The 23,135-nt window shown below is 75.2% G+C and carries 22 protein-coding genes, 1 tRNA gene and 1 pseudogene; 11 read left to right on the top strand and 13 right to left on the bottom strand.

Translation table 11 applies throughout. The features are described from left to right. Positions 1–72: 72 nt before the first annotated feature. The 5 genes from AB2U05_RS31750 to AB2U05_RS31730 form a co-directional block, all read right to left on the bottom strand. A complete protein-coding gene (locus AB2U05_RS31750; RefSeq protein ID WP_369185037.1) occupies positions 73–2,787 on the bottom strand; it encodes a LuxR C-terminal-related transcriptional regulator in 2,715 nt (904 codons plus the stop codon). Then, on the bottom strand, positions 2,781–3,116 hold the full coding sequence (locus tag AB2U05_RS31745) for a hypothetical protein (RefSeq protein WP_369185036.1): 336 nt from the start codon (positions 3,114–3,116) through the stop codon (positions 2,781–2,783). Before AB2U05_RS31745 ends, AB2U05_RS31750 begins: the two co-directional genes overlap by 7 nt. A gap of 62 nt (positions 3,117–3,178) precedes the next feature. After that, a complete protein-coding gene (locus AB2U05_RS31740; protein WP_369185035.1) occupies positions 3,179–5,305 on the bottom strand; it encodes an acyltransferase family protein in 2,127 nt (708 codons plus the stop codon). Between the two features lie 140 nt (positions 5,306–5,445). Next, positions 5,446–7,185, bottom strand: coding sequence for a glycosyltransferase family 2 protein (locus AB2U05_RS31735; protein ID WP_369185034.1), 1,740 nt, complete (start codon positions 7,183–7,185; stop codon positions 5,446–5,448). Between the two features lie 264 nt (positions 7,186–7,449). Then, positions 7,450–8,016: a GNAT family N-acetyltransferase gene (locus AB2U05_RS31730; protein ID WP_369185033.1), complete on the bottom strand. Its 567-nt coding sequence runs from the start codon at positions 8,014–8,016 to the stop codon at positions 7,450–7,452. Positions 8,017–8,317: 301 nt separating this feature from the next. Between AB2U05_RS31730 and AB2U05_RS31725 the strand changes: the two genes are divergently transcribed. Beyond that, the gene (locus AB2U05_RS31725; protein WP_369185032.1) at positions 8,318–9,214 is read left to right on the top strand and encodes a lysozyme; all 897 of its coding nucleotides are present in this window, start codon (positions 8,318–8,320) and stop codon (positions 9,212–9,214) included. Positions 9,215–9,320: 106 nt separating this feature from the next. Here AB2U05_RS31725 and AB2U05_RS31720 read toward each other — a convergent pair whose 3' ends face one another. After that, positions 9,321–9,662, bottom strand: coding sequence for a hypothetical protein (locus tag AB2U05_RS31720; protein WP_244178923.1), 342 nt, complete (start codon positions 9,660–9,662; stop codon positions 9,321–9,323). 107 nt (positions 9,663–9,769) lie between these two features. Then, entirely contained in the window at positions 9,770–10,399 is a 630-nt protein-coding gene (locus AB2U05_RS31715; protein ID WP_369185031.1) for a maleylpyruvate isomerase N-terminal domain-containing protein, read from the bottom strand. A gap of 207 nt (positions 10,400–10,606) precedes the next feature. Between AB2U05_RS31715 and AB2U05_RS31710 the strand changes: the two genes are divergently transcribed. Beyond that, positions 10,607–11,230 (top strand): LysE family transporter, encoded by a 624-nt coding sequence (locus AB2U05_RS31710; RefSeq protein WP_369185030.1) that lies wholly within the window; start codon positions 10,607–10,609, stop codon positions 11,228–11,230. An 11-nt stretch (positions 11,231–11,241) separates the two neighbouring features. Here AB2U05_RS31710 and AB2U05_RS31705 read toward each other — a convergent pair whose 3' ends face one another. Beyond that, positions 11,242–11,874: a TetR/AcrR family transcriptional regulator gene (locus AB2U05_RS31705; protein ID WP_045709734.1), complete on the bottom strand. Its 633-nt coding sequence runs from the start codon at positions 11,872–11,874 to the stop codon at positions 11,242–11,244. Positions 11,875–12,114: 240 nt separating this feature from the next. Between AB2U05_RS31705 and AB2U05_RS31700 the strand changes: the two genes are divergently transcribed. The 5 genes from AB2U05_RS31700 to AB2U05_RS31680 all read left to right on the top strand — a co-directional run bounded on the left by AB2U05_RS31700 (position 12,115) and on the right by AB2U05_RS31680 (position 16,458). After that, positions 12,115–12,873, top strand: coding sequence for an SDR family oxidoreductase (locus AB2U05_RS31700; protein ID WP_369185029.1), 759 nt, complete (start codon positions 12,115–12,117; stop codon positions 12,871–12,873). Further along, the gene (locus AB2U05_RS31695) at positions 12,870–13,661 is read left to right on the top strand and encodes an SDR family oxidoreductase (RefSeq protein WP_045700122.1); all 792 of its coding nucleotides are present in this window, start codon (positions 12,870–12,872) and stop codon (positions 13,659–13,661) included. Before AB2U05_RS31700 ends, AB2U05_RS31695 begins: the two co-directional genes overlap by 4 nt. After that, positions 13,658–14,653: an NADPH:quinone oxidoreductase family protein gene (locus AB2U05_RS31690; protein ID WP_369185028.1), complete on the top strand. Its 996-nt coding sequence runs from the start codon at positions 13,658–13,660 to the stop codon at positions 14,651–14,653. The genes AB2U05_RS31695 and AB2U05_RS31690 overlap by 4 nt, the downstream gene beginning before the upstream one ends. 71 nt (positions 14,654–14,724) lie before the next feature. After that, entirely contained in the window at positions 14,725–15,669 is a 945-nt protein-coding gene (locus AB2U05_RS31685) for an ADP-ribosylglycohydrolase family protein (protein WP_369185027.1), read from the top strand. A gap of 105 nt (positions 15,670–15,774) precedes the next feature. Continuing rightward, the gene (locus AB2U05_RS31680) at positions 15,775–16,458 is read left to right on the top strand and encodes a hypothetical protein (protein ID WP_045700119.1); all 684 of its coding nucleotides are present in this window, start codon (positions 15,775–15,777) and stop codon (positions 16,456–16,458) included. On the opposite strand, the gene AB2U05_RS31675 is transcribed toward AB2U05_RS31680, so the two are convergent. Then, positions 16,455–17,201, bottom strand: coding sequence for an NAD(P)H-binding protein (locus tag AB2U05_RS31675; protein WP_369185026.1), 747 nt, complete (start codon positions 17,199–17,201; stop codon positions 16,455–16,457). The two genes, AB2U05_RS31680 and AB2U05_RS31675, sit on opposite strands and share 4 nt — an antisense overlap. Here AB2U05_RS31675 and AB2U05_RS31670 point away from each other — a divergent pair. Further along, positions 17,148–17,450 (top strand): annotated as a pseudogene (locus tag AB2U05_RS31670) (winged helix-turn-helix transcriptional regulator); the annotation flags it as partial. The gene AB2U05_RS31675 and the pseudogene AB2U05_RS31670 overlap by 54 nt on opposite strands. A gap of 134 nt (positions 17,451–17,584) precedes the next feature. Here the strand turns inward: AB2U05_RS31670 and AB2U05_RS31665 are convergent. Further along, complete coding sequence (locus AB2U05_RS31665; RefSeq protein ID WP_369185025.1) at positions 17,585–18,043, bottom strand: MarR family winged helix-turn-helix transcriptional regulator; 459 nt, start codon at positions 18,041–18,043, stop codon at positions 17,585–17,587. Then, positions 18,036–18,791 (bottom strand): alpha/beta fold hydrolase, encoded by a 756-nt coding sequence (locus AB2U05_RS31660; RefSeq protein ID WP_369185024.1) that lies wholly within the window; start codon positions 18,789–18,791, stop codon positions 18,036–18,038. The genes AB2U05_RS31665 and AB2U05_RS31660 overlap by 8 nt, the downstream gene beginning before the upstream one ends. A gap of 154 nt (positions 18,792–18,945) precedes the next feature. Between AB2U05_RS31660 and AB2U05_RS31655 the strand changes: the two genes are divergently transcribed. From AB2U05_RS31655 to AB2U05_RS31645, 3 genes are all read left to right on the top strand, one after another. Further along, positions 18,946–19,479: a hypothetical protein gene (locus AB2U05_RS31655; RefSeq protein ID WP_369185023.1), complete on the top strand. Its 534-nt coding sequence runs from the start codon at positions 18,946–18,948 to the stop codon at positions 19,477–19,479. Positions 19,480–19,607: 128 nt separating this feature from the next. Beyond that, on the top strand, positions 19,608–20,171 hold the full coding sequence (locus AB2U05_RS31650) for a hypothetical protein (RefSeq protein ID WP_369185022.1): 564 nt from the start codon (positions 19,608–19,610) through the stop codon (positions 20,169–20,171). A 138-nt stretch (positions 20,172–20,309) separates the two neighbouring features. After that, positions 20,310–21,521 (top strand): serine hydrolase domain-containing protein, encoded by a 1,212-nt coding sequence (locus AB2U05_RS31645; RefSeq protein ID WP_369185021.1) that lies wholly within the window; start codon positions 20,310–20,312, stop codon positions 21,519–21,521. Positions 21,522–21,611: 90 nt separating this feature from the next. On the opposite strand, the gene AB2U05_RS31640 is transcribed toward AB2U05_RS31645, so the two are convergent. Beyond that, positions 21,612–21,685, bottom strand: a tRNA-Met gene (locus AB2U05_RS31640). A gap of 76 nt (positions 21,686–21,761) precedes the next feature. Beyond that, positions 21,762–23,069 (bottom strand): alpha/beta hydrolase family protein, encoded by a 1,308-nt coding sequence (locus AB2U05_RS31635; RefSeq protein WP_369185020.1) that lies wholly within the window; start codon positions 23,067–23,069, stop codon positions 21,762–21,764. Between the last annotated feature and the right edge of the window lie 66 nt (positions 23,070–23,135).

The raw sequence follows: 23,135 nt of genomic DNA, 5'->3' as shown, positions 1-23,135 counted from the left end.
CCGGTCGACCGGATCGGTCGCGGTCTCCCGGTCGGTCACCCGTCACGCTTGCCGCCGGACGCGGACTCCGCCTCACCCCCGAGGGGTGATTCCGGGCGGGGTGATTCCGGGCGGCGTTTTCCCGGGCGGGGTGGGGCCGGTGGGCCGTCCGTCCACGGTGAGCAGGCCCGCCGCCCGCGCCGCCCGGACCGCGTCGCGCCGGTTGCCGACGCCGAGCTTGCCGTACAGGCCCCGGGCCTGCGTCTTGATGGTGTTCACCGAGACGCTCAGCGCGGCGGCGACCTGGGAGAGCGTCTGCACCGTGTCCAACTGCTCCAGCAGTGCGTACTCGCGCGGGGTCAGCGGTGCCCGCACCGCCTGCTGCGAGAACAGCGCCAGCGTGCGCAGCGCGAACCCGCGGTACGGGCCGAGCCCCGGCCCGTACCGGCTGAGCAGCTCGCGGGCCGGTTCGCCGGTGACCTGGAACGGCCGGTGCAGCTCCTGCGGCGCGGCCGGCACGACGGCCTGGCGCAGCGCCGCCAGCGCAGGGGCGTGGTGCCCGTGCTCCATCGCGATCTGCGCCTCCAGCAGGGCCGCGCCCACCGCGTTCGTGGCCACCAGCGGAACCGCCGAGCCGTCCAGCAAGGGCCGCAGCGACCGCCGGGCGGCGGCGACGCGCCCCTGCGCCAGGTGCAGGTAGGCGGTGAGCAGACCGGTGTCCGGCGCGTCGGCGAGCCGGCGCCGGGCCAGCTGGGTGAGGTGGTGGGTGCCCTCCTGGTCCCCGACCGCCCAGGCCGTCCGGGCCGCTTCGGCCAGCACCACCGCGAGCACGGCCGGCGGCACCTGGCGGCCGTCCGAGCGGTGCAGCGCGGCGTGCAGCTCGTCGAGCGCCGCATGCCGCTGACCCCGGTCGTAGCGGACCATCGCGAGGACGGCGAGCGCCCAGAGCTCGACGCCGGGGTCGGACCGGCCCTCGGCCATCGCGAAGGCGTGCCCGGCCAGGTCCGCCGCCGCGTCGGGTCGGCAGCGCTGCACCTTCACCCAGGCCAGGGCCGCGTACGCCGTGGCGCAGGGCAGCCGCGGCGCGGCGCGGTGCCGGACGCTGTACCGCAGCGCCTCCTCGGCCCGGTCGGCCATCGCGACCAGGTCGCCGCCGGTGGCGGCCATCGAGGCGAGCTCGCTCAGGCACTCCACCGCGAGCCGGTCCCGGCGTCCTGATCCGGCCAGCGCGAGGGCGGCCTCCAGATCCGCCGTGCCCGGCCCGCGGCGGCCGGTCCAGCAGCGGGCGGCGCCCCGGCTGAACCGGACGGCGGCCTCCAGGTCGCGGTCGTCCAGGTGGTCGGGCAGCAGCGGTTCGGCAGCGCGCAGCGCGCGGTCGAGGCCGCCCGCCAGGCGCGCCCGGTCGAGCTCGACGACCGCGCGGAGCACCTCCTCCCGGCTCGCCTGGTCCTCCGGCTTCCGGTCCAGCGCGAGCAGCCGGTCGGCGGTCTCCAGGTCGGCCCGGTGGACGCAGGCGTACGCCATCGCCAGGAGCGCACCGGGCGGGTGGCGCAGCCGGTCCACCGGGACGCCGTCCAGCACCCGGCGCAGTACGGCGTCCTGCCCGGCGATCACCATCGAGACGCCGTGCCGGTCCAGCAGTCCGGCCGCCCCGTCGAGGTCGCCCGCGGCGACGGCGTGCTCCAGCGCCTCGGGCAGCAGCCCCTGCTCGGTGTGCCAGGCGGCAGCCCGCCGGTGCAGTTCGGGAAGCCGGGCCGAGCGGCGGCGGGCCAGCTCGGTGCGCAGGTAGTCGGTGAGCATCGAGTGGTAGCGCAGCCAGCGGTCGTCGGCGCCGAGCCCGGTGACCAGGATGTTGGAGCGTCGGAGTCCGGCCAGCACCTCCGCCGCGTCGGTGCGGCCGGTCAGGCGGTCGGCGAGGTCCGCCGTCAGGTACTGGCAGACGCTGGTGTCCATCAGGAACTCCTGCAGCGCCGCGGGCAGCCGGGTCATGATCTCGGCGAACAGGTAGTCGGCCACCGGGCGGTTGTCGCCCCGGAAGCCCGCCACGAACCCGCTGGGGTCCGGGTGACCGCGCAGCGACAGGGCCGCCAGCCGGAGCGCCGCCGCCCACCCCTCGGTGCGCTCCAGCAGGCGCGCCAGGTCGTCCTCGGCGAGGGTGACGCCGTGCTGGGCGAGCAGCGCGCGGGCCTCCTCGTGGGTGATCCGCAGCGCGTCCGCGTCGAGCTCGCCGAGCCGTCCCTCGACCCGCAGCCGGGGCAGCGCCAGGTCGGGGTGCGGGTCGTGGCGAGAGCTGAGCACCACGTGCAGCTGGTCCGGTTGGTAGCGCATCAGCTCGCGCAGGCCCCACCGCGTCCCCGGGTCGACCACTTCGTGCACGTCGTCGAGCACCAGCCAGACCGGGCGCGGCAGTTCGGCGAGGGTGTTGGCCACCGTGGCGACGAACCCGGGCCGGATGTCCTGCCCGGCCTCGGCCGGACGCGGCAGCGTGCAGTGCTCGCCGACCGCCGACAGCTGGGCCAGCGCGCCCAGGATCGCCGTCCAGAGCCGGAAGCCGTCGTTGTCGTCCGCGTCCAGGCTCACCCAGGCGACGTCACCCTGCCGGTGGGACGTCCCGTTCGTCGCCCAGTCCGCCAGCAGCGAGGTCTTCCCGAACCCGGCCGGGGCGCAGACCAGCGCGACCGGCCGGGTGACCGCCGCGTCCAGCGAACGCAGCAGTGGCTCCCGTCTGATCAGCGGCACGTGGGACGTCGGGATGGTCGTCTTGAGGTCGGCGATACCGGCCTGCGTGTACGAACGTCGCGTTACCACCCGCTCACTGTAGGTGATGCGGCGGACGGTCGGATCGCGAGGTCCGCGCGGGCCCGGGAGCGAGGGCGGGGAGCGGCGGACGAGCGCTCGTAGGTGATCTCCTCGCCGGCCGAGGTCCGGACCCGGGCCCAGGTGCGGTCCGGCCGGAAGTCCGGTTCCAGGATCGTGAGCCGGCCGGGCGCGTGGCAGAACGTGCCCGGGCCGGGGCCGTGTTCCGGCCGTTCGACGAGGATGTGGTCGCCCGGGTCGATCACCACCTCCCAGGCGAGCGGTTCGAACCGCACGGTGAGCGGGGTCGGGCCGTCCGCGGCCACCTGGAACCTGAACACGGCTCGGAGCGTACGGGACGGGCCGCGGAGCAGCCCGCGGCCCGTCCCGCTCTCACGGTGGCTCAGGCCGCCCCGAGGAGGGCCTTGTCGAGGCGGGGGGCCAGCACCCTCGCCAGGGTGTCGGTGATGTGCCCGGTGTCGCGGTACAGCACGACGCCTTCCAGGACGGCCGGGCAGGTCGGCCCGGTGCCGGGGCAGAGCAGCGGCCCGAGGTCCAGGGTGCGGACGCCGTAGCGCGCCGCGAGGCCGCCGTCGAGCATCGGGTCGGGTTCGAAGGCGGTGTCGCGCGCGAAGAAGCAGGCGTCGTCCCGCCCGTCCGAGGCGGCGAGGCAGGTGGGGATGTCCTTGCCGGGCATCGGGGTGTCGCCGAGGTAGGCGAGCGGGGCGCCGAGCGCGGTGAGCCGGTCCAGGGTGCGGGTCCAGCCCCGAGTGCGCTCCTCCTGGCTGCCGTAGCGGTTGAGGCCGGCCATCAGCACCAGGCGCGGCCTGGGTTCGTCGGCGAGCCGGGCGAGGGTGTTCTCCCGCCAGCGGTCGCACTCCTCGAAGGTGCGGCCGAGGACGTTGTTGCGGACGGTGAGGGTGGCCAGCGGGCAGCCGGGTTTGACCAGGACTTCCAGCGCCCAGTGCCGTTGTTCGGCCATCTTCTTGGCCGCCGAGATCCACTGCCCGGCGTGCGAGTCGCCGAGCAGGACGAGGCGGTCGGGGCTGTGGTCGTCGCCGAAGAGGCAGCGGGGGCTGCGGTCGGCGTTGAGGGCGATCTCGCAGCCCTGGCCGGGCGGGAAGTCCTCGCGGGCGCGGGCGAGCGAGGGGGTGAGGGCGGCGAGCCGGGTGCCGGGGGCGAGCAGGGCGGGCCCGTCGACGGCTCCGGCGGGCGCGGCAGCGTCGGCGGTGGCGGTGCCGAGGGCGCGGACGGTGCCGCCGCCGAGGGTGAGCGCGGCGATCAGCGGGATGACGAGGGCGCTGGCGCCGACCGCGAGGCCGCGTCGGGGCGCCGGGCTGCTGCCGTACCGCAGGGGCTGTTCGACGAGCCGCAGGGTGAGCCAGGCGGGCAGCGCGCTGAGGGCCGTGAGGGCGAGCAGGACGGGCCAGGGCAGGGCGCCGTAGCGGGCCTGGGCGATGGTGAGGACGGGCCAGTGCCAGAGGTACCAGGCGTAGGAGAGGCGTCCGGCGGCGCGCAGCGGCCGGGTGGCGAGGAGCCGCCCGGCGTCGGCGGCGCCGAGCGGGCGCGGGGTGGCGCCGGCGAGGAGCAGGGCGGCGGTGCCGAGGACGGGCAGCAGCGCGGCGGCGCCGGGGAAGGGGGTGGTGCGGTCGTAGAGGAGGACCGGGCCGGTCAGGGCGGCGAGGCCGAGCCAGCCGAGCGGCCGCAGGGCGGGGGTGGCGTCGCGGGCGGCGAGGGCCCGCCCGGCCAGGGCCGCGCAGGCGCCGGCGGCGAACTCCCAGAGCCGGCTGGCGGTGGAGAAGTAGGCGAGCGGCGCGGAGGTGGCCGTCCAGCGCAGGCAGAGCAGCAGCGAGGCGGCGCCGACGCCGAGGGTGGCGAGGGTGATCGCGGCGGTGCGGCGGCGTCCGTGCAGGTACCGGGCGAGGCCGAGCAGCAGGACGCCCCAGAGCAGGTAGAACTGGTTCTCCACGCCGAGGGACCAGAAGTGCTGGAGCGGGCTGGGGTCGCGTTCGGCGGCCAGGTAGTCGGTCTGCTGGCCGGCGAAGCGCCAGTTGGCGACCTGGCCGGCGGCGGCGATGAGGTCGCGGGCGAGGTCGGTGCCGCGCAGCGGGTCGAGCAGGGCGCCGCCGGCGGCGGCGGTGGCGACGAGGACGGTGGCGGCGGCGGGCAGGATGCGGCGGGCGCGGCGGGCGGCGAAGTCCCACAGGCCGAGCGGGCGGCCGATGAGCAGGCCGGTGATGAGGAAGCCGGAGATGACGAAGAAGATGTCGACGCCGACGTAGCCGCCGGTCGGGCCGGGGACGGCCGCGTGGAAGGCGAGGACGGCCAGGACGGCGATGCCGCGCAGGCCTTCGATGTCGGGCCGGAAGGCGGTGCGCCGGGGTGCCGCCGTCTCGACGGCGGCGGTGGTGGCGGTGGCGGTTCCGGCGAGGGCGGCGACGGCGTTCGGCCGCGACACCCGGACGACGCCGGGCAGTTCGGCAGCGGTGGCGGCGGAGTGGCTGGAGGAAGGTGGTACGGCCGTTGACACGGCGGTGCTCCTTGCAGGGCTGGCAGGGCGGGCGGTGGCGGTGGTCCGGGCCGCCGGCCGATGGGGCGGCCGGGCGGCGGAGTCCGCGCCGGTGGGGCGACGCGCAAGGAAACGGCTGGGCGGTGCTTCTGGCGGTCCCGTCAGAACAGCAGCGGGTCGGCCCACCCCGAGGCGAGCAGCCCGCACAGCAGCAGCGCGGCGGTGACGGCGACGGCTTCGGCCCGTCCGAACCCGAGGTCGGAGCGGCCGCGGGCGGGCGGCGCGACCTCGCCGACGGCGGCGCCCTTGCCGCCGTCGGCGGGGCGCAGCAGCGGCCACAGGGCCCGGATCAGCGGCACCATGGTGTACGCGCCGAGGCCGAGCAGCGCGGTGAGCGCCCAGTAGGGCTGCCAGCCGTACCGCAGGGCGGCGCGGGCGAGCCCGGCGGCGCCGGCCACGACCACGAACCCGAGCCAGCCGACGCCGATCCGGGCGACGGTGCGGGCGAGTGAACTGCCGCCGGAGACGGCGCCGGTGGGCACCCAGTCGGCGGAGCGGCGGCGCAGCGCGTGCGCGATGGCGACGATGTGGCAGAGCCCGCCGAGGAGTTGGACGCGGGTGACCTCGAAGCGCCAGCGGGTGCGGGACATCGCGGGCAGCAGGACGAGGGCGACCCAGATCGGCGGCAGGAAGGGCAGGACCTGCCAGGGCTGGATCTGTTCGGGCCGGAAGTACAGCATGATCAGGGCGGGCAGCGGCACGGCGAGGACGTTGACCGCGCTGGTGACGTAGCCGAGGATGCCGTTCCAGAAGCAGAGCCGGGCGGAGCGGGGCAGCGGGCCGCGCCGGAAGTCGGGGTCGCCGACGAGCGCGAGCGAGCCGAGGCACCAGCGGTACTGCTGGCTGATGAAGGCGGGCAGGCCGGTGGGCGACATGCCCTTGGCGACGAGCGCGGGCACGTACCGGGTGGTCCATCCGGCGCGGGCGAGGGAGAGGCCGGTGTACAGGTCCTCGCTGTGGTCGATCTCGGCGAAGCCGCCGACGCGCTGGAGGGCCGCGCGGCGGTAGAGGGCGTTGGTGCCGCAGCAGACGGTGCCGTCCTGCGCGTCCCGGGAGGGCTGGATCCAGCGGTAGAAGATCTCCTGGGTGGCTCCGGCGGCGCGTTCGAGCCAGGACATGTCGGCGTCGGTGTCGAAGCACTGCGGGCTCTGCACGATGCCGACCTCGGGGTTGTCGAGGTAGGGCACCAGGTGGTGCAGGAAGTCGGGGCGGGGGCAGAAGTCGGCGTCGAGGACGGCGATGATCTCGCCGTCGCCCTCGGCGAGGCCGTGGTTGAGGTTGCCGGCCTTCTTGAAGCGGCCGCGGTCGGGGCGGGCGCGGTACTGGAAGCCGTAGGAGCGGGCGAGTTCGCGCACCTCGGGGCGGTCGGCGTCGTCGAGGACGAGGACGGTGAGCTCGCCGGGCCAGCGGACGGCGGCGGTGTGCCGGTAGGCGTTGTCGAGGACGGCGAGGGGTTCGCCGGCGGTGGGCAGCAGCAGGTCGACGCCGGGGTGGCGCTCGGGGTTCCAGGCGCGCAGCAGCAGGTCGTGGGAGTCGCGGGTGTAGCGGCGGGCGCGCTGCCCGTCCGCGACGGAGAGCAGCCAGGTGGCGGCGTTGAGCAGGGTGAGGGCCAGGAACGGCCAGAGCAGCGGGGCGCTGAGGGCGAACAGGCCGAGGGTGGCGGTGGCGCCGGCGTAGGAGAGGGTGGCGCAGAGCAGCACCCAGCGGCGCTGCGGGCCGAAGTACCAGTACAGCTCCTCGTCGTCGGGTGGGCGGGGCAGGCGGTGGTCGGGGCGGGCGGCGGCCGGGCGGCGCGGGCCGGCGTCGGGTGCGGGCATGGCGGTGCCATGGAGTACGGGCATGCGGAAATGGCCCCCCTGGGCATGGGACGGTACGTGGCCGTTCGCCCTCAGCCTCTCACATTGGCCTAGACCAATCGTGAATTCGGTGTGACATCTCCGCATCGCTCCTGGTCAGCGACTTGACGTGGAGTCAGGTCGCCGAACAGGCCCCGACGAAACGTCAAATGATCAACGTTCGGACGTCCGACCACGCGCCGCCCCGCCCGCCCCCGAGAGCCCTTGGAGTCCTCGGAGTCCTCGGAGCGCTCGGAGCATCCAGCGCCCTCAGAGCTCCCCCAGCTCCTTCGTCAACTGCTCGAACCGCAGGTCCGCCCGGCGCGGCAGGCCGAAGCGCTCGTCGCCGTACGGGAACGGGCTGAACACCCCGGTCCGGCGGTAGCCGCGCCGCTCGTACCAGGCGATCAGGTCGGCGCGCTGCTCGATCACCTTCATCTCCAGCACCCGCACGCCCCACTCCTCGCGGGCCACCCGCTCCGCCTCGGCCAGCATCACCCGGCCGATGCCGCCGCCCTGCAGCGTCGGGCGCACCGAGAACATGCCGAAGTAGGCGCTGTCCGCCCGCCGTTCCAGCTGGCAGCAGGCGATCAGCGCGCCGTCGCGCTCGGCCACCAGGACCACGCCGTCCCGGTCCTGGACGGCCGCGGCGACGCCCTCGACGTCCGCGCGCTGCCCGTCCAGCAGGTCGGCCTCGGTGGTCCAGCCGGCCCGGCTGGCCTCGCCGCGGTAGGCGGACTCGACGAGCGCCACCAGGGCCGGCACGTCGGCGAGCGTGGCGGTCCGGAGAGTGGGCTCCCCGGTGAAGCCGGCGGAACCTGCGGTGGTCTCGGACATGGCGAATCCCTTCGTCTGACGGCGGCACCGGCCGCGCCGGGCGGCGGCCGGTCCGGGCATCGTGCCACAGCGCCCGAACGCCCCTTCGGGCCGGGGACCAGCACGAACGCCCCGCCCGGCCGCCCCCGCCGGGCGCCGCCCGCACGGGCGAGGGCGCCCGCCGCCGCGTGACGTCCGTTCAAGAAGTGGCCGAGGATATCTGGCGGCACCGGCGGGTGCCTGGCTACTGTGCTCCCCTGCCGGATCAACTCCCGGCACCCGTAGGCCCCTTGGGCCACCGCACCGGAACAGAGGAGTGCTCATGACCCGCTCTTCCCGCTCCGCCCGCACCGCCGCCACCGCGCCGAGACGGACCGGCCACCGCCGACTGCCCGTCCTCGCCGCCCTCGCCGCCGCCACCGCCCTGGTCACCGGCCTCGCCGCCCCCGCGTACGCGGCCGGGCCGACCACGGCCGACGCAGCCCCCGTCGCCGAGGGCCGGCCCGGCTTCCACCCCGAGCGCGACTTCGCCGGCTCCACCGTCGCCGCCCACGAGGGCCGCGGCGCCGCGCCGTACGCCTCCCTGGCCGTCACCCAGACCCCCGGGATGGACGTCGCCAGCTACCAGGGCAACGTCGACTGGAGCACCGCGGCCGCCAACGGCGCCCGGTTCGCCTACGTCAAGGCCACCGAGGGCACCGGCTACACCAACCCGTACTTCGCCCAGCAGTACAACGGCTCCTACAACGCGGGCATGATCCGCGGCGCCTACCACTTCGCGCTGCCGAACTCCTCCTCCGGCGCCACCCAGGCCAACTACTTCGTCAGCCACGGCGGCGGCTGGTCCGCGGACGGCCAGACCCTCCCGCCCGCGCTCGACATCGAGTACAACCCGTACGGCGCGACCTGCTACGGCCTGAGCCAGAGCGCCATGGTCAGCTGGATCCGCGACTTCAGCAACACCGTCCAGTACCGCACCGGCCGCTACCCGACCATCTACACCACCACCAACTGGTGGACCCAGTGCACCGGGAACTACGGCGGCTTCGGCTCCACCAGCCCGCTCTGGATCGCCCGCTACTCCTCCAGCCCCGGCACCCTCCCGAACGGCTGGGGCTACCAGACCTTCTGGCAGTACGCCGACTCCGGCACCTTCCCCGGCGACCAGAACCTCTTCAACGGCGCCGCCGACCGCCTGAGCGCGCTCGCCCTCGGCTGAGGCCGGAGGCCGAGGCCTGGAGCTCCAGGTCTGCAGCTCCAGGCCCGAGGCCCGTCGCTCGGATCCCTGCCGGACACCGGGGCGCCGCCCGGTGTCCGGCTCCGGCTCAGCGCGGGTCGACCAGTTCCGGGGCGAAGACCGTACCCAGCGGCTCGGGGCCGACGTACTGCTGGCAGGTGCAGGCGCGCAGTTCGTGGCGCAGCGGGCGCAGCTCGGCGTCCCACTCGACGGCGGTCCGCTGCTCCTCGCGGCAGCGGCCCTGCCGGTCGTGCTTGGCGAGGTGGTGGGTGCAGCCGCAGACCGGCTCGGGCGGGCGGTTGGCCGCCTCCAGGGCGACGCGCCGGCGGTGCGTGAGGTCGAGGAGTTCGAGCTTGCGCTCGTGCCGGGCCGTCGCCGCCTTGCGGGCGCGCTTGGCGAGCGATCCGGCGCCGTAGCAGGCAGCGGGCACCAGCCACAGCAGGCCGATCAACGAACTCACTGACTTCCCCCCGGAGGCGACGTCTCCGCCCGATCATACGTCTGACCTGCTCGAACCCCGCCGGCGGGCCCCAAGGATCAGCGGATGACCGGCAGCACCGGCGCCGCGCTGCGGCCCGTCGCGGCCTCGATGAACGCGACCGGGTCGGCGACCTCGGCCAGCAACGCCCGGGTGAAGTCCAGCGCCGCCGCGGCGGGCGGCGGGCCGCCGATGGCCGCGATCAGGTCGAGGAGGTGGACGGTGGCCTCCATCAGCGCCACCTCGCCGAGCGCGCCGACCGTCACGCTGCCCAGCAGCGGGTGCGCGACGACGGCCTCCGGCGACAGGTCGGCCAGTCCGGCCAGGGCCGCCGGGCCCTCCACCCCGAACCGGGCCAGCAGCACGGCCGGTTCGGCCGTCTCCGCCGTCTGCTTCGCCACCTCGGCGACCTGGTCGGCCGCGGTGTGCGCGATCCCGCCCGGCCGGTTGTACGCGCGCAGGATCCCGGCCCCGCCGGTCACCGCCGCCGGCCCGTCCAGGACGGCCGCGCGCAGCCCGGTGAACATCTCCGGCACCGGCGCCACGTGCGCGTACAGCTCCCGCACCGTCCACCCGGGCAGCCTGGTCGGCCGGCTCCAGCCCTCGGCGTCCAGCGCGGCGCCGCGCTCGGCCCAGGACGCCCACGCCTCGGCCAACAGGGCACGCACGGGATCGGTCTGACGACTCATCGGCACTCCTCCGAAGCGGCGGTCACGGCCCCGCCCACGCTACCGGCCGTCTCCGGAAAACCGCTTGCCGCCCCCGGCCCCGGGCGGCCAGCATCGACGCATGGACCACACCGCCGACCTGTCGTCGCCCCTCGCCGCCGCCCGCCCGGTGCCGAGCGGCCGACAGCAGCGTCCCGGCCGCCCCCGGAGGCCCGACCGCCCGCTCGCGTGAGCGCCGCGCTGGTGGCCGGCCTGCTCGCCGGGTACGGCGTCGCCGTGCCGGTCGGAGCGGTCGGCGCCTACCTGGTGGCGCTCACCGCCCGCACCTCGCTGCGGACCGGCGCCTGCGCCGCGCTCGGCGTGGCCACCGCGGACGGGCTGTACGCGCTGCTCGCCGTCCTCGGCGGCGCCGGGCTCGCCCCGCTGATCGCCCCCGTCGCCACGCCGCTGCGGATCGGCGCGGCCCTCGTCCTGCTGGCCCTCGCCGTCCGCACCGCCCGTACCGCGCTGCGCGCCCGCCGCGCGGACGGCGGGCCGCTGCGCGCGCAGGCGCCGCCCTCGCCCGCCCGGGCCTTCCTCACCCTGCTCGGCATCACCCTGCTCAACCCGCTGACGGTGCTCTACTTCGCCGCCCTCGTCCTCGGCGACGGCCCGCACCCGCCGGCCGGCCCCGACCGGGCGGTGTTCACGGCCGCCGTGTTCGCCGCCTCCGCGAGCTGGCAGCTGCTGCTGGCCGCGAGCGGCGCCCTCCTCGGCCGCGCCCTCACCGGACCGCGCGGCCGCCTGTTCACCGCGCTGGCCTCCGCCGCCCTGGTCGGCGGGCTGGCGGTGCGGCTGCTCCTGACCGGCTGAGGCCCCTCGGCTCAGAGCTCCGCGCCGAGCATCCGCAGCACCAACTCGCCGTACCGGCGGCCCAGTTCCTCGGGCGTCTCGGTCGAGCGGTCGGTGTACCAGCGCGACACGTCGATGCCCAGCGAGGTGACCGCGCGGGCCGCCGTCCGCACCTCCGCCACCTGGAACGCGCCCGCCGCCACGCCCGCCTCGATCAGCGCGCTGACCTCGCGCTCGATGTCCAGGCGCAGCGCGGCGACGACGGCGTAGGCGTCCTCGGGCAGCGCGTGCAGCTCGTAGTTGACCACCCGGCCGACCGTGCGCGCCCGGGCGTGCCAGGCGGTGAACTGCTCGACCAGGCCGCGCATCCGCTGCGCCGGGTCGCCCTCGCCGGCCGCCGCCCGGCGCACCAGGGCGAGGGTGGCGGCGTGCCCGGCCTGGCTGATCTCGGCGAGCAGCGCGGCCTTCGACTGGTAGTGGATGTAGAGGGCGGCGGGGCTCATCCCGGCGGCGGTGGCGATGTCCCGGGTGGTGGTGGCGTGGAAGCCGCGTTCGGCGAAGGACGCGACGGCGGCCTGGAGCAGCCGGTGCGCCGCCTCGGGGCGGGCGTCGCCGGGCAGGGTGGGCCAGAGGTCGGCGATGGGCGTGCTGGGCGTTCTGGTCATTCCGCCATCCTCCCAGGGAGCTCGGACACGTATTCGCCCCGGCGGTGCCGGAGGGCTGTTGACAGGCTCCCCCACCGACACCATGCTGAGCAAGCGCTTAGTCAGGCCGGCGGGCCGACCGGCCCCGTCAGCACCGAGAAGGACCGGGCCCGCGAGAAGGACCGGGCCCGCGAGAAGGGCCCGGCCGGCGAAAGAGCCCCGTCAGCGAAAGAGCCCCGTCAGCGAAAGGCAGGACCGTCCGTGGTGCACTCCCTCAAGGGCCGGGTGGCCGTCGTCACCGGATCGAGCCGGGGCATCGGCCTCGGGATCGCGCGCGAGCTGGTGGCCCGCGGCGCGAAGGTCTGCCTCACCGCGCGGGGCGCCGAGCCGCTGGCCGAGGCCGTCCGGGACCTCGGCGGCCCGGACAACGCGATCGCCGTCGCGGGCAAGGCCGACGACCCGGCGCACCAGGAGGAGGCGGTGGCCCGCACCCTGGAGGCCTTCGGCCGGCTGGACCACCTGGTGAACAACACCGGCATCAACCCCGTCTACGGCCCGGTGCTGGACACCGACGACGCCGCGGCCGCCAAGATCCTCGCCGTCAACGTGCTGGCCCCGCTGGCCTGGACGCGCCGCGCGCACGCCGCCTGGATGGGCGAGCACGGCGGCTCCGTCGTCAACGTCGCCTCGGTGGCCGGCATCCGGTCCTCGCTCGGCATCGGCATGTACGGGGTCAGCAAGGCGGCGCTGATCCGCCTGACCACCGAGCTGGCCGCCGAGCTCGGCCCGCAGGGGATCCGGGTGAACGCCGTCGCACCCGCCGTGGTGAAGACGAGGTTCGCCGAGGCACTGTACGAGGGCCGGGAGGACGAGGTCGCGGCCGCGTACCCGCTGCGCCGGCTCGGCGTGCCGGAGGACGTGGCGGGCGCGGTGGCGTTCCTGCTGTCGCCGGACGCGGGCTGGATCACCGGCCAGACCCTGGTGGTCGACGGCGGCGTCACCCTCGGCGGTGGCCTGTGACCGGCCCGACCGGCCACGCCGACCAGGGCGTGGTGGTGACCGGCGCGGGCCGGGGCATCGGCGCCGCCCTGGCCCGGGCGTTCGCCGCGGCCGGCGCCCGCGTGGTGGTCAACGACCTGGACGCCGAGGCGGCCGCGGCCGTCGCGGCGGACTGCGGCGGCACCGCCCTCCCCGGCGACGCCGCCTCCGCCGAGGGCGTCGCCGCCCTGGTCGGGCGGGCCCGCGCGGAGCTCGGCGAGATCGACGTCTGGTGCGCCAACGCGGGCGTCGCCCCGACCGGCGGCGCCGACGCGCCCGCCGGCGCCTGGGCGGCCGCCTGGGAGGTCAACGTCATGGCCCACGTCCGGGCGGCCGAGCTGCTGCTCCCGCGCTGGCTGGAGCGCGGCGAGGGGCGCTTCCTCTCCACCGTCTCCGCCGCCGGCCTGCTCACCATGCTGGGCTCGGCCCCGTACGCGGTCAGCAAGCACGGCGCGCTGGCCTTCGCCGAGTGGCTGGCCGCCACCTACCGCCACCGCGGCGTACGGGTGCACGCGCTCTGCCCGCAGGGCGTGCGCACCGACATGCTGGCCTCGACCGGCGCGGTCGGCGAGGCGCTGCTGGCGCCCACCGCGATCGCCCCGGAGGACGTCGCCGCGGCGGCGCTGGCGGGCATGCGCGAGGAGCGCTTCCTGCTCCTCCCGCACCCCGAGGTCGCCGAGTACTACCGGCACCGGGCCACCGACCCGGACCGCTGGATCGGCGGGATGAACCGGATGCAGCGGGAACTGGAGAAGGGCGGCGCGCTGTGAGGGCCTGGCAGGTGGGCGAGCTCGGCGAGCCGGCCGCGGTGATGCGGCTGGCCGAGGACGTGCCGCGGCCGGTGCCCGGTCCGGGGCAGCTGCTGGTCCGGGTGCGGGCGGCGGCGGTGAACTTCCCGGACGCGCTGATGGTGCGCGGCCACTACCAGGTGCGCCCGCCGCTGCCGTTCACGCCGGGCGTGGAGCTGTGCGGCGAGGTCGCGGACGGCGCGCGGCGCGGCGAGCGGCTGATCGGGACCCCGGTGCTGCCGCACGGCGCCTTCGCCGAGTACGCGCTGCTGGACGCCGCAGCCGCCTTCCCGGCGCCCGAGGTGCTGGACGACGCGGAGGCGGCGGCGCTGCACATCGGCTACCAGACGGCCTGGTTCGCGCTGCACCGCCGGGCGCGGCTGCGGTCGGACGAGACCCTGCTGGTGCACGCGGCGGCGGGCGGGGTCGGCAGCGCGGCGGTGCAGTTGGGCAAGGCCGCCGGGGCGCGGGTGATCGCGGTGGTCGGCGGCGCGGCGAAGGCGGAGACGGCCCGGGCACTGGGCGCCGACGTGGTGGTGGACCGGACGGCGGAGGACTTCGTCGCCGCCGTGAAGCTGGCCACCGGCGGGCGCGGCGCGGACGTGGTCTTCGACCCGGTCGGCGGCGACGCCTACACCGGCTCCACCCGGTGCATCGCCTTCGAGGGCCGGATCGTGGTGGTCGGCTTCGCCGCCGGGCAGATCCCGACCGCGGCGCTCAACCACGCCCTGGTGAAGAACTACGCGATCCTCGGCCTGCACTGGGGCCTGTACAACACCCACGACCCGCGCGCCGTCCGCACCGCGCACGACGAGCTGACCAAGCTCGCCGAGCAGGGCGTGGTCCGCCCGCTGGTCAGCGACCGGGTGCCGCTGGCGGGCGCGGCGGAGGCCGTCCAGCGGGTCGCGGACGGCCGCACGACGGGGCGGATCGCCGTCCTCGGAGAGCGACTCGGGGAGCGACTCGGGGAGTGACCCGGGAAGCGACTCGGGGAGTGATCGAAAACCCGCTGCACGGGCACGGCGGCGGCTGACAGGATGCCCGGATGACATCCTTCGCCGCCGCTCGTGACTCTGTGGAGGGCCTGGCCCTCGGGGACGGATTCGGGGAGCGCTGGTTCCCCCTGTTCCGCTCGCCCCGGGAGGCGTTCGACCAGATCAGGGCCCGGCGCACGCCCGAGGAGGGCCCCTGGCACTGGACCGACGACACCGCGATGGCGCTGTCCGTCTTCGGCATCCTGACCGCCTTCGACGCCGTGCACCAGGAACGGCTCGCCCAGGCCTTCGGCGCCGCCTACCGCGCCGACTCCGGGCGCGGCTACGGCTACGGCATGCACGAGCTGCTGCCCAAGCTCTGGGCCGATCCCGCGAGTTGGCGCACCGAGGCGCACGCGCTGTTCGACGGCCGGGGCAGCCTCGGCAACGGCGCGGCGATGCGGGTGGCGCCGCTGGGCGCCTGGTTCCACGAGGACCTGGACGAGGCCGCCGAGCAGGCGGCGCTGTCCGCCGAGGTCACCCACGCGCACCCGGAGGGCGTCGCCGGGGCGGTCGCCGTCGCCCTGGCGGCGGCCCTGGCCGCGCGCGGCCGCAGCACGTCCGGGATCGCCGGCGCCGCCCTGCTCACCGAGGTCGCCGACCGTACGCCCCCGGGCGCCGTCCGGGACGGGCTGCGCCGCGCCGCCGACCTGTCCGCCGCCACCGAACCCTGGCGGGCGGCCGACCTGCTCGGCAACGGGCAGCGGATCTCGGCGGCCGACACCGTGCCGTTCGCGCTGTGGTCCGCCGCGCACCACCTCGACAGCCTGACCGACGCCCTGTGGACGACCGCCGAGGGCCTGGGCGACGTGGACACCACCTGCGCCATCACCGGCGGCGTGGTCGCCGCCCGCACCGGCCTGGCCGCCGTACCGCCGCAGTGGCTGGCCTGCCGCGAGGCACTGCCCGCGTGGGTCGCCGAGGCGGCGGCGGAGGCCGGCCTCGATCCCGCGTGAGAGTTCGTCAGCATCGCTGACGGGCTCTCACGCGACCGGGCTCCGGGCTGCGGCCGCCCGCGTTGCGGGCCCGGGCGGCGCCGCACAGACTGGACGTACAGGTATGTGCCCGAGTTCTACTCCGATGGGCGGCAGATCATGGCCCTCGAATCAGGCGACCACATCTGGTACTACGACGGTCAGGGCAACGAGTTCGCGATATCCGGGGAGCAAACCTCGACGGACCTCAACATCCCGCGGTTGCAGTGGTTCTCCGGCGCCGATCCCAACGATCCGAACGACTACCGCAACAACGGCATCCACATCTTCAACTTCGTGATCTACGACAGCGAGATCCGCAGGGGCCAGCCGCATCTGCGCACCGGCGCCGGAAGCCACGCGTGGCTCAACAACAATCCCGGCAACCTCACAGGCGTTCCCGGCGGACCGGACTTCGGACAGTTCCCCAACAAGTTCAACTGGCACCACTTCCTGATCTTCCCCGATCACGACACCGGCTTCGCCGCGATCGCCTCCTTCCTCGGGCAAGGTCCGTACCCGACGCTGTCGATCCTGGAGGCCTTCCGCAAGTACGCTCCCGCGTCCGACGGCAACACGCCCGATCAGTACGCGGCAGACGTCGCCGCCTCAGCCCAAGTGTCCACCGACACGCTCGTCGGCGATCTGACCAGCGACCAAATGCAGGCGATGCAGAGCAAGATCGAGGCGATCGAAGGCACGATTCCAGGAACCACGCTGCAGGCCAGTGAGGCACCGCAGGTCATCCAGGACCTCATCAACGGGGCCTAGCCGAGCCCGGTCCTGCGGATCGTCCCCGGCGCGATGACCTCCAGGGCCGGGCGGGGCGGGCGGCCGAGCAGCGCCGCGAGGTCGCCCGGCCCGCCCGGCCCGGCCAGGAAGCCGTGCGCGATCGCCGAGCAGGTGCCCACCAGCATCGGCACCTGGAAGTCCAGCACGTCCGAGGCCGCCACCGCCGCCCGGGCCGCGCCCAGCGCGCCCGGGCGGTACTCGGCGCCCAGCGCCTCCGCCAGCTCCGCGCCACCCACCGCCCGCTCCCCCACCAGCTCGTACGTCCGGCCCGCGTGCGCCTCGGGCGCCAGCGCGACGGCGGCCGCCACCTCGGCGAGGTCGGCCCGGGCCACCGCGGCCAGCCGGCCGTCGCCGAGCGGCGCGGTGATCACCCCGTCCGGGCCGGGCGCGGCGATCGCGGCCAGCAGCTCGGCGTAGAGGCCGTTGCGCAGCACCGTCCAGCGCAGGGTCGCCGACTCGCGCAGCCGCCGCTCGGTCCAGCGGTGCGCGAGCGCGTAGGGGAGGTGGTCGCCGTCGCCGGACAGGCTGGTGTAGACGACGTGCTCGACGCCCGCCGCCTCCGCCGCCGCGATCGCCGCGCCGTGCCGGGCGGTCACCACGTCGTCCTCGGCCGCGCCCGCGGAGATCAGCAGCAGCGTCCGCACCCCGGCGAACGCCTCCCCCAGGGTGTCCTCGCCGTCGTTGAACTCGCCCAGGGCGTAAGGCGGTTCCGCGAACTGCAACGCGCCCTGCCGGGCATCTCCCAGCGGATGCTCACCCTGACGGTGCGCCGCCTGGAACGCGACGGCCTGCTCTCCCGGACCGTCCACCCCACCGTCCCGCCCCAGGTCGAGTACGAGCTGACACCGCTCGGCCACAGCCTCACCCACCTGGTCCGCGCGATGGCGGACTGGTCCTACGACCACCACGACGCCATCGTCACCGCCCGCCGCTCCTGGGACGAGGCCCACCCCGGCTCGGACATCCGCTGACGGCCCGAGCCGCCTGCCGGGTCCCGCCGTTCGAGGGGCAGGAACATGACCGAGGAGGAGCGGACGTACCACCGGCCGCCGGGCCGGCGCCCCGACGACCACCCGGGCCTCACCGACCTCGGCCTGTAGCGGCCTCAGCCGAGGTCGAGGCGTTTGTTGAGGGCCTCGCCCGAGGGCAGGGGGTCGATGAACCGGTGGAGGAAGGTGAGCATCGCGTCGGTGTCCAGGCCCTCGCAGGCGGCGTCCATCCCGGCGTAGAGGAGCTCCTCGATGCCGGCGACCTCGGTGGCCAGGCGCTCGCCCTCGGGGGTGAGGCTGAGGTGGAGGTAGCGGCGGTCCTCGGCGTCGGTGCGGCGCTCGACCAGTCCGGCCGCGACGACGCGTTCGACCAGCCGGCTGGGGTTGGTTCCGCTCTCGCACACCAGGAGCTGCCCGAGCCCGCTCAGGCTCAGGGTGCCGTGCTGCTGGAGCAGGCGCAGCACCTCGGCCTGGGACGGGGTGATGCCGTGGGGCTTGAGGGCCTGGATCAGCAGCCGGTTGCCTTCGCGCTGGGCTGCCAGGATGGCGAACCGCAGGTGTTCGGCCTTACGCATCAGCGTCCTTCGGGGTGGTCGGCAGGGCGGCGAGGAAGTCGTCCACCGCAGCCGCGTACGTTACCGGGTGGGAGAAGCGGAACATGTGGCCGGTGCGCGGCAGCACGACCTCCCGGGCATCGGGGATGCCCGCGAGCATGACCTTGGAGGCGTCCTCGCCGATCAGCACGTCGTGCGAGGGGCTCAGGACCAAGGTCGGGACCTGGACGCGGCCGAGCGCGTCGACGTAGTCGGCGGTCAGGGAGGCCCGCACGCGGGCGCCGAAGGAGGCGGCCGGGGTGTTGTCGAGGAACAGGTCCCGGCTGCGCGCCTCGCTCCAGGGCACCTGCCCCTCGCCGTCGAAGGGGGAGGCGAGGCGGTGGGCGTGGGCCCGCAGGGTCAGCTGCCGGTAGAGCGGGCCGCGGGCCTTGCCGATGACCCGCATCAGGGCCTTCCAGGGCTTCGAGGTGACCGGGTTGGCCGCGAAGCCGCCGGACAGCACCAGGGCGCGCAGGCCCTTCGGGCGGCGGGTGGCGAGCGCGAGCGCGATGTTGGCGCCGAACGAGTCGCCGACCAGGACGTAGTCGTCCAGGTCCGCGACCGCGTTCTGGACGTGGTCGGCGTAGCGCTCCATGTCGTCGACGCCCTCGGGCAGCCGCAGCGTCCGCCGGGGCGCCTCGCCGTAGGGGGCGAGCTGCTCGGCGCTCCACGGAGCACCCGAGAAGCAGGGGATGAAGACCAGGGTCGGAAACTTCGCTGAAGTGTTCATATCGGACACATTACACGACACATGTGTCATGACATATGTGATCTGGGTCACATGTCGACTCGAAGCCGATCCCCGCTCCGGCCCGCCCCGGAGGCCGACCCGGGTTCGGCCCAACCCCTTGCGCTTCCAGGTCAGTTGGCCGACCATCCGGGCTATGACCATGCCTCCGCCGCCGGGCCACCCGCCGGGGCCGCCCGTGCCGTCCCCGTCCTCCCCGTCCTCCCCGTACGCCGCCATCCGGACCAATGCCGTGGCGACGCTGCTGCTCGCCGCGCTCACCGTCGGCTCGCTGGCGATGCCCTGGGTCGGCTACAGCAGCGGCTGGAGCGGCGACGTGCGGTGGACCGGTTTCGACATCATCCGGAGCCCGTTCCGGGTGTTCGCGGACGTCGACGGCGCCGCCGTGTCGCTGCAGGCGATCCAGTGGATCGCCATCGGGCTCGCCGCCCTGGCCTTCCTCCGACTGCTCGCACCCGAGATCGGTCTCGTCTGGCTGTCGGTCACCGGCGCCCTGGCGCTGTGCCTGCTCACCGGCATCACGCTCTTCCGGTTCTACAAGGCCCTGGAGGACGGCGGGCACATGGCACCCTCGCTGCAGTACGGCGCGGCGGTCGCGATGGTCGCGGCCCTGCTGTGCCTGATCGTCGCGGCCCGCGCCCCGGGCGCCGACCGGCGCACGCGCCGGTAGGACACGGCCAGGGCGCGCCCCCCCAGGCGCATCGACCGCCCCCGGTGCACAGGAAGTCGGCCGGGCCGACTTCCTGCGGCCGCGACCAGCTAGGATTCCCCGGATTTCGATCGATGTGGGGATGGCTCGTGAACGATGGTCTGCGCCTGGTGGGCGCCGTGGCGGCGGTACGGATCCAGGGGGCCCTGCTGCTCGGCGTGAGCCTGGCGAGCTGCGTGCCCGCGTTCCTGGACGGCCCGAACCGCCTCGACCCGGTGGCGGGGATCGGTACGGCCGCGCTGCTCTTCGTGTCGACGTTCTGCGCGCTGCTGAAGCTCCGCCGTCCCTGGTACGAGACCCGGCTGGCGCGGCTGACCCCGCCGCCGGCGACCGCCGAGCCGGTCGCCCCGGACCGGACCTTCGACCTGCTCTCCCGCACCCTCACCGTGCCGCTGCTACTGGTCCTGGCGATCGGCATCGGGATCGGCGCCGCGACCGGGGTGCCGGCGGGCATGTTCCTGGCGGGCCTCGCGGCCGCGATGCTCTGGCAGTCCCGCTGGCTGGCCGCCGAGGAGAAGCGGCACGGCGGCCGGCTGCTCTGCCCGTACGCCCCGTTCCGCGTCGCGCCCGACGACCCTCACGCCGCCGCCTACCGCGAGTCCCGCTTCTGGATCGTCCGCGAGCCGTCCGCCGACCTGACGCCGGCGAGCTGACGCCGGCGAGCTGAGCCCACCCCCCTGACCCCGCCTCGGGGTTGTCCCCCAACTCCCCTGGGGGACAACCCTGTTCCATCCCTGATCAGCGCCCCGATCGCCCCGCCGGGCCGGGCCGGACTCGTTAGCGTCCGGACCATGATCTTGCGCAAGCACCTCGCCACAGCGGCCGTCACCGCCGCGCTCCTCGGTACGACCGCGACCACCGCCGTCGCCCAGCCCGCCGAATCCGCCTCCGCCTCCGCCTCCGCCTCCGCCGCACAGCAACTACGCCGGGACACCGAGGCGATCCACGACCTCGGCATCAGCGGCGTGCAGGCCCGCGCGATCGGCCCGGACGGACGGCAGGCGGTCGCCACCAGCGGCACCGCCGACCTGACCACCGGCCGCCCGGTCGATCCCGACGGCTACTTCCGGATGGCCAGCACGTCCAAGGCGCTGGTCGCGACCGTCGTGCTCCAGCTGGAGGCGGAGGGCCGGCTGTCCCTGGACGACACGGTCGAGCACTGGCTGCCGGGCCTGGTGCACACCGACGGCAAGGGCAACGGCAAGGACGGCCGGGACGTCCGCATCCGCGACCTGCTCCAGCACACCAGCGGCATCACCGACGACGGCCTGCCCGGGTACGACTCGCCGGCGTCGTACTACGCGAAGCGCCACGACGTCTACGAGCCCGAGCAGTTGGTGGGCTTCGCGATGGCCCACCCGGCCGCCGGGACGTGGACGTACTCCAACACCGGCTACGTCCTGCTCGACCTGATCATCCAGAAGGCCACCGGCCGCCCCGCCCACCGGGAGGTCCAGGACCGCATCGTCCGCCCGCTCGGCCTCGACCGGACCAGGTGGACGGGCACCTCCCCCACCCTGCCCCGGCCGCACGCCCGGGCGTACCAGTACTACGGCCCCGACTTCGGCCCGGACGCCCGCCTGGACGTCACCGACCAGGTCCCGGTGGACCACGAGAACCTCGCCTGGGTCACCACCACGCGGGACGAGAACCTCTTCCTCCGCGCGCTCCTCGGCGGCCGCCTGCTCCCGGCACGCCAGTTGGCCGAGATGAAGCACACCGTCGCGGTGAGCCCGGCGCTCAAGGAGCTGTGGGGCGACGCCGGGTACGGGCTCGGCCTGGTCAAGCGCGGCCTGACCTGCGGGGGCGACTACTGGGGCCACGAGGGCGGGGACGGCGGCTTCATCACCCTCAACGGCGTCACCGAGGACGGTCGGCGCAGCGCCGTCGTCTCCATGTCCGAGGCGCGCGGCGACACCCTGGACCACATCAAGGACCAGGAGAAGGCGGCGAGCGCCCTGATCGACCACGCGCTGTGCGCGGGAGCCCCCGGCACCCGGTGACCCGGCGCTCGGGCCGACCAAAGGCCGAGCAAAAGGCCGAGCAAAAAGGGCCGGGCCGACGCACAGTGTGCGTCGGCCCGGCCTTCGTAGTAGCGGGGACAGGATTTGAACCTGCGACCTCTGGGTTATGAGCCCAGCGAGCTACCGAGCTGCTCCACCCCGCGTCGGTGAACCCGACTGTACGCCATCAGGGCGACGCAGGGGAAATCCATTGCCGCAGGCGGCAGGCCCCGCCCCCGCTCAGCGCTCGTACACCACCTCGGGGAACCGCGCCGAGGGCCCGTCCAGCAGGTGGTCGTCGTGCCCGCGCAGCCAGCGGTCGAGGAAGCTGGCGACGTACGTGCGGGTGGCGAGCACCGCCCGCCCGGGGTCGACGTCCCCGGTGTCGGCGCGCAGCTGGTCCGGGGTGATCGCGCCCTGGCGGGCGAGCTGCGGGAGCAGGGATTCGGCGTCGGTGTACGAGCCGTGCCGGGAGCCGTCGAGGGTGACGTCGGCGCGCCAGCCGGTGCTGTGCTGCCACAGGGCGTCCCAGCCGGGCTGCGCGTGGTAGCTGCCGGAGTCGTCGCTGCGGGTGCCCATCAGCAGGAACGGGCGGTCCAGGCCGTCCTGGGCGACGCCGGACAGGTACGTGCCGGTGCGTCCGTCCCGGCCGGGGAAGTGCAGCTGCCCGTCCAGGTCCACGGCGGCGGCGATCCGCCGGTCGTCGTGCATGGCCTGCAGGGCGGTGAAGCCGCCGGCGGAGTGGCCGACCATGCCGATCCGGTCGAGGTCGAGGGCGGCGCCGAGGCCGGTCGGCAGGCCGCGGGAGTGCTTGAGGTGCTCCAGCTCGTCGAGCACGAACCTGGTGTCGTCGACCCGGGTGGCCATCGACTTGCGCAGCAGCGCGCCCACGTCCAGGTCCGGCCCGAGCATGCCGGGGAGCACCGAGGCGGCCAACTCGCCGTTCGGGAAGGCGACTTCGGAGGCCTCCCAGGTGTGGTCGACGGTGACGACGACGTACCCGCGGGAGGCCAGGTCCTCGACCAGCGCGGTGCCCCAGGTGCGCGGGTCGCCGAGGCCGGGCGAGTACAGCACGACCGGGCGCCGGCCGCCGGGCGATGCGGAGGCGTCGACGCGGGCGTGGGTGCGGACGGCGGCCCAGTCGGTGCGGCCGGGCGCGAAGCCGTAGTTCATCACACCGGCGTTCCCGTCGCCGTCGAAGTGCTCGGCGGCGGCGGGCGCCATGTAGGCGGCGCGGTCGGCGCCGGTGACGGGGCGGGCGGCCGGGTACCAGATGCTGATCATCAGCTCGCGCTGCCGGTCGGGCTTCCACGGGTCGACCCGGTTCTGGTCGGTCAGGTGCACGGCGGTGGTGCCGACCGGGTACGGCCCGGTGGGGCGCGGCAGCGCGGCCGTCGCCCGGGCGCTCACGCCGTCCGCCGTCACGCCGTCCGCCGCGGCTGCCACGACCACCGGGGCCGCCGTCGCGCCGGGCGCCGTCCCCAGCGTCACCATCGCCGTCGCCGCCGCCAGCACCACCGCCGCCACCGCCCGTCCCCGCCTGCTCATCGCCGTCGTCCCCTCGTCGTCCTTGATCCGGCACGACGGACACTACGCGTGGGGCGGGGTGGCGGC

This window comes from Streptomyces sp. Y1 (assembly GCF_041053115.1).
In the GTDB taxonomy this organism is placed as follows: Bacteria; Actinomycetota; Actinomycetes; order Streptomycetales; family Streptomycetaceae; genus Kitasatospora; species Kitasatospora rubellomurina.
This window is presented reverse-complemented; position numbering and strand designations above follow the sequence as displayed.

What these genes read in the sequence shown, in the direction of transcription:
- AB2U05_RS31735 (WP_369185034.1), bottom strand. Translation starts at nt 7,185, where the DNA reads ATGCCCGTACTCCATGGCACCGCCATGCCCGCACCCGACGCCGGCCCG.
- AB2U05_RS31730 (WP_369185033.1), bottom strand. Translation starts at nt 8,016, where the DNA reads ATGTCCGAGACCACCGCAGGTTCCGCCGGCTTCACCGGGGAGCCCACT.
- AB2U05_RS31725 (WP_369185032.1), top strand. Translation starts at nt 8,318, where the DNA reads ATGACCCGCTCTTCCCGCTCCGCCCGCACCGCCGCCACCGCGCCGAGA.
- AB2U05_RS31715 (WP_369185031.1), bottom strand. Translation starts at nt 10,399, where the DNA reads ATGAGTCGTCAGACCGATCCCGTGCGTGCCCTGTTGGCCGAGGCGTGG.
- AB2U05_RS31705 (WP_045709734.1), bottom strand. Translation starts at nt 11,874, where the DNA reads ATGACCAGAACGCCCAGCACGCCCATCGCCGACCTCTGGCCCACCCTG.
- AB2U05_RS31685 (WP_369185027.1), top strand. Translation starts at nt 14,725, where the DNA reads ATGACATCCTTCGCCGCCGCTCGTGACTCTGTGGAGGGCCTGGCCCTC.
- AB2U05_RS31665 (WP_369185025.1), bottom strand. Translation starts at nt 18,043, where the DNA reads ATGCGTAAGGCCGAACACCTGCGGTTCGCCATCCTGGCAGCCCAGCGC.
- AB2U05_RS31660 (WP_369185024.1), bottom strand. Translation starts at nt 18,791, where the DNA reads ATGAACACTTCAGCGAAGTTTCCGACCCTGGTCTTCATCCCCTGCTTC.
- AB2U05_RS31655 (WP_369185023.1), top strand. Translation starts at nt 18,946, where the DNA reads ATGACCATGCCTCCGCCGCCGGGCCACCCGCCGGGGCCGCCCGTGCCG.
- AB2U05_RS31645 (WP_369185021.1), top strand. Translation starts at nt 20,310, where the DNA reads ATGATCTTGCGCAAGCACCTCGCCACAGCGGCCGTCACCGCCGCGCTC.
- AB2U05_RS31635 (WP_369185020.1), bottom strand. Translation starts at nt 23,069, where the DNA reads ATGAGCAGGCGGGGACGGGCGGTGGCGGCGGTGGTGCTGGCGGCGGCG.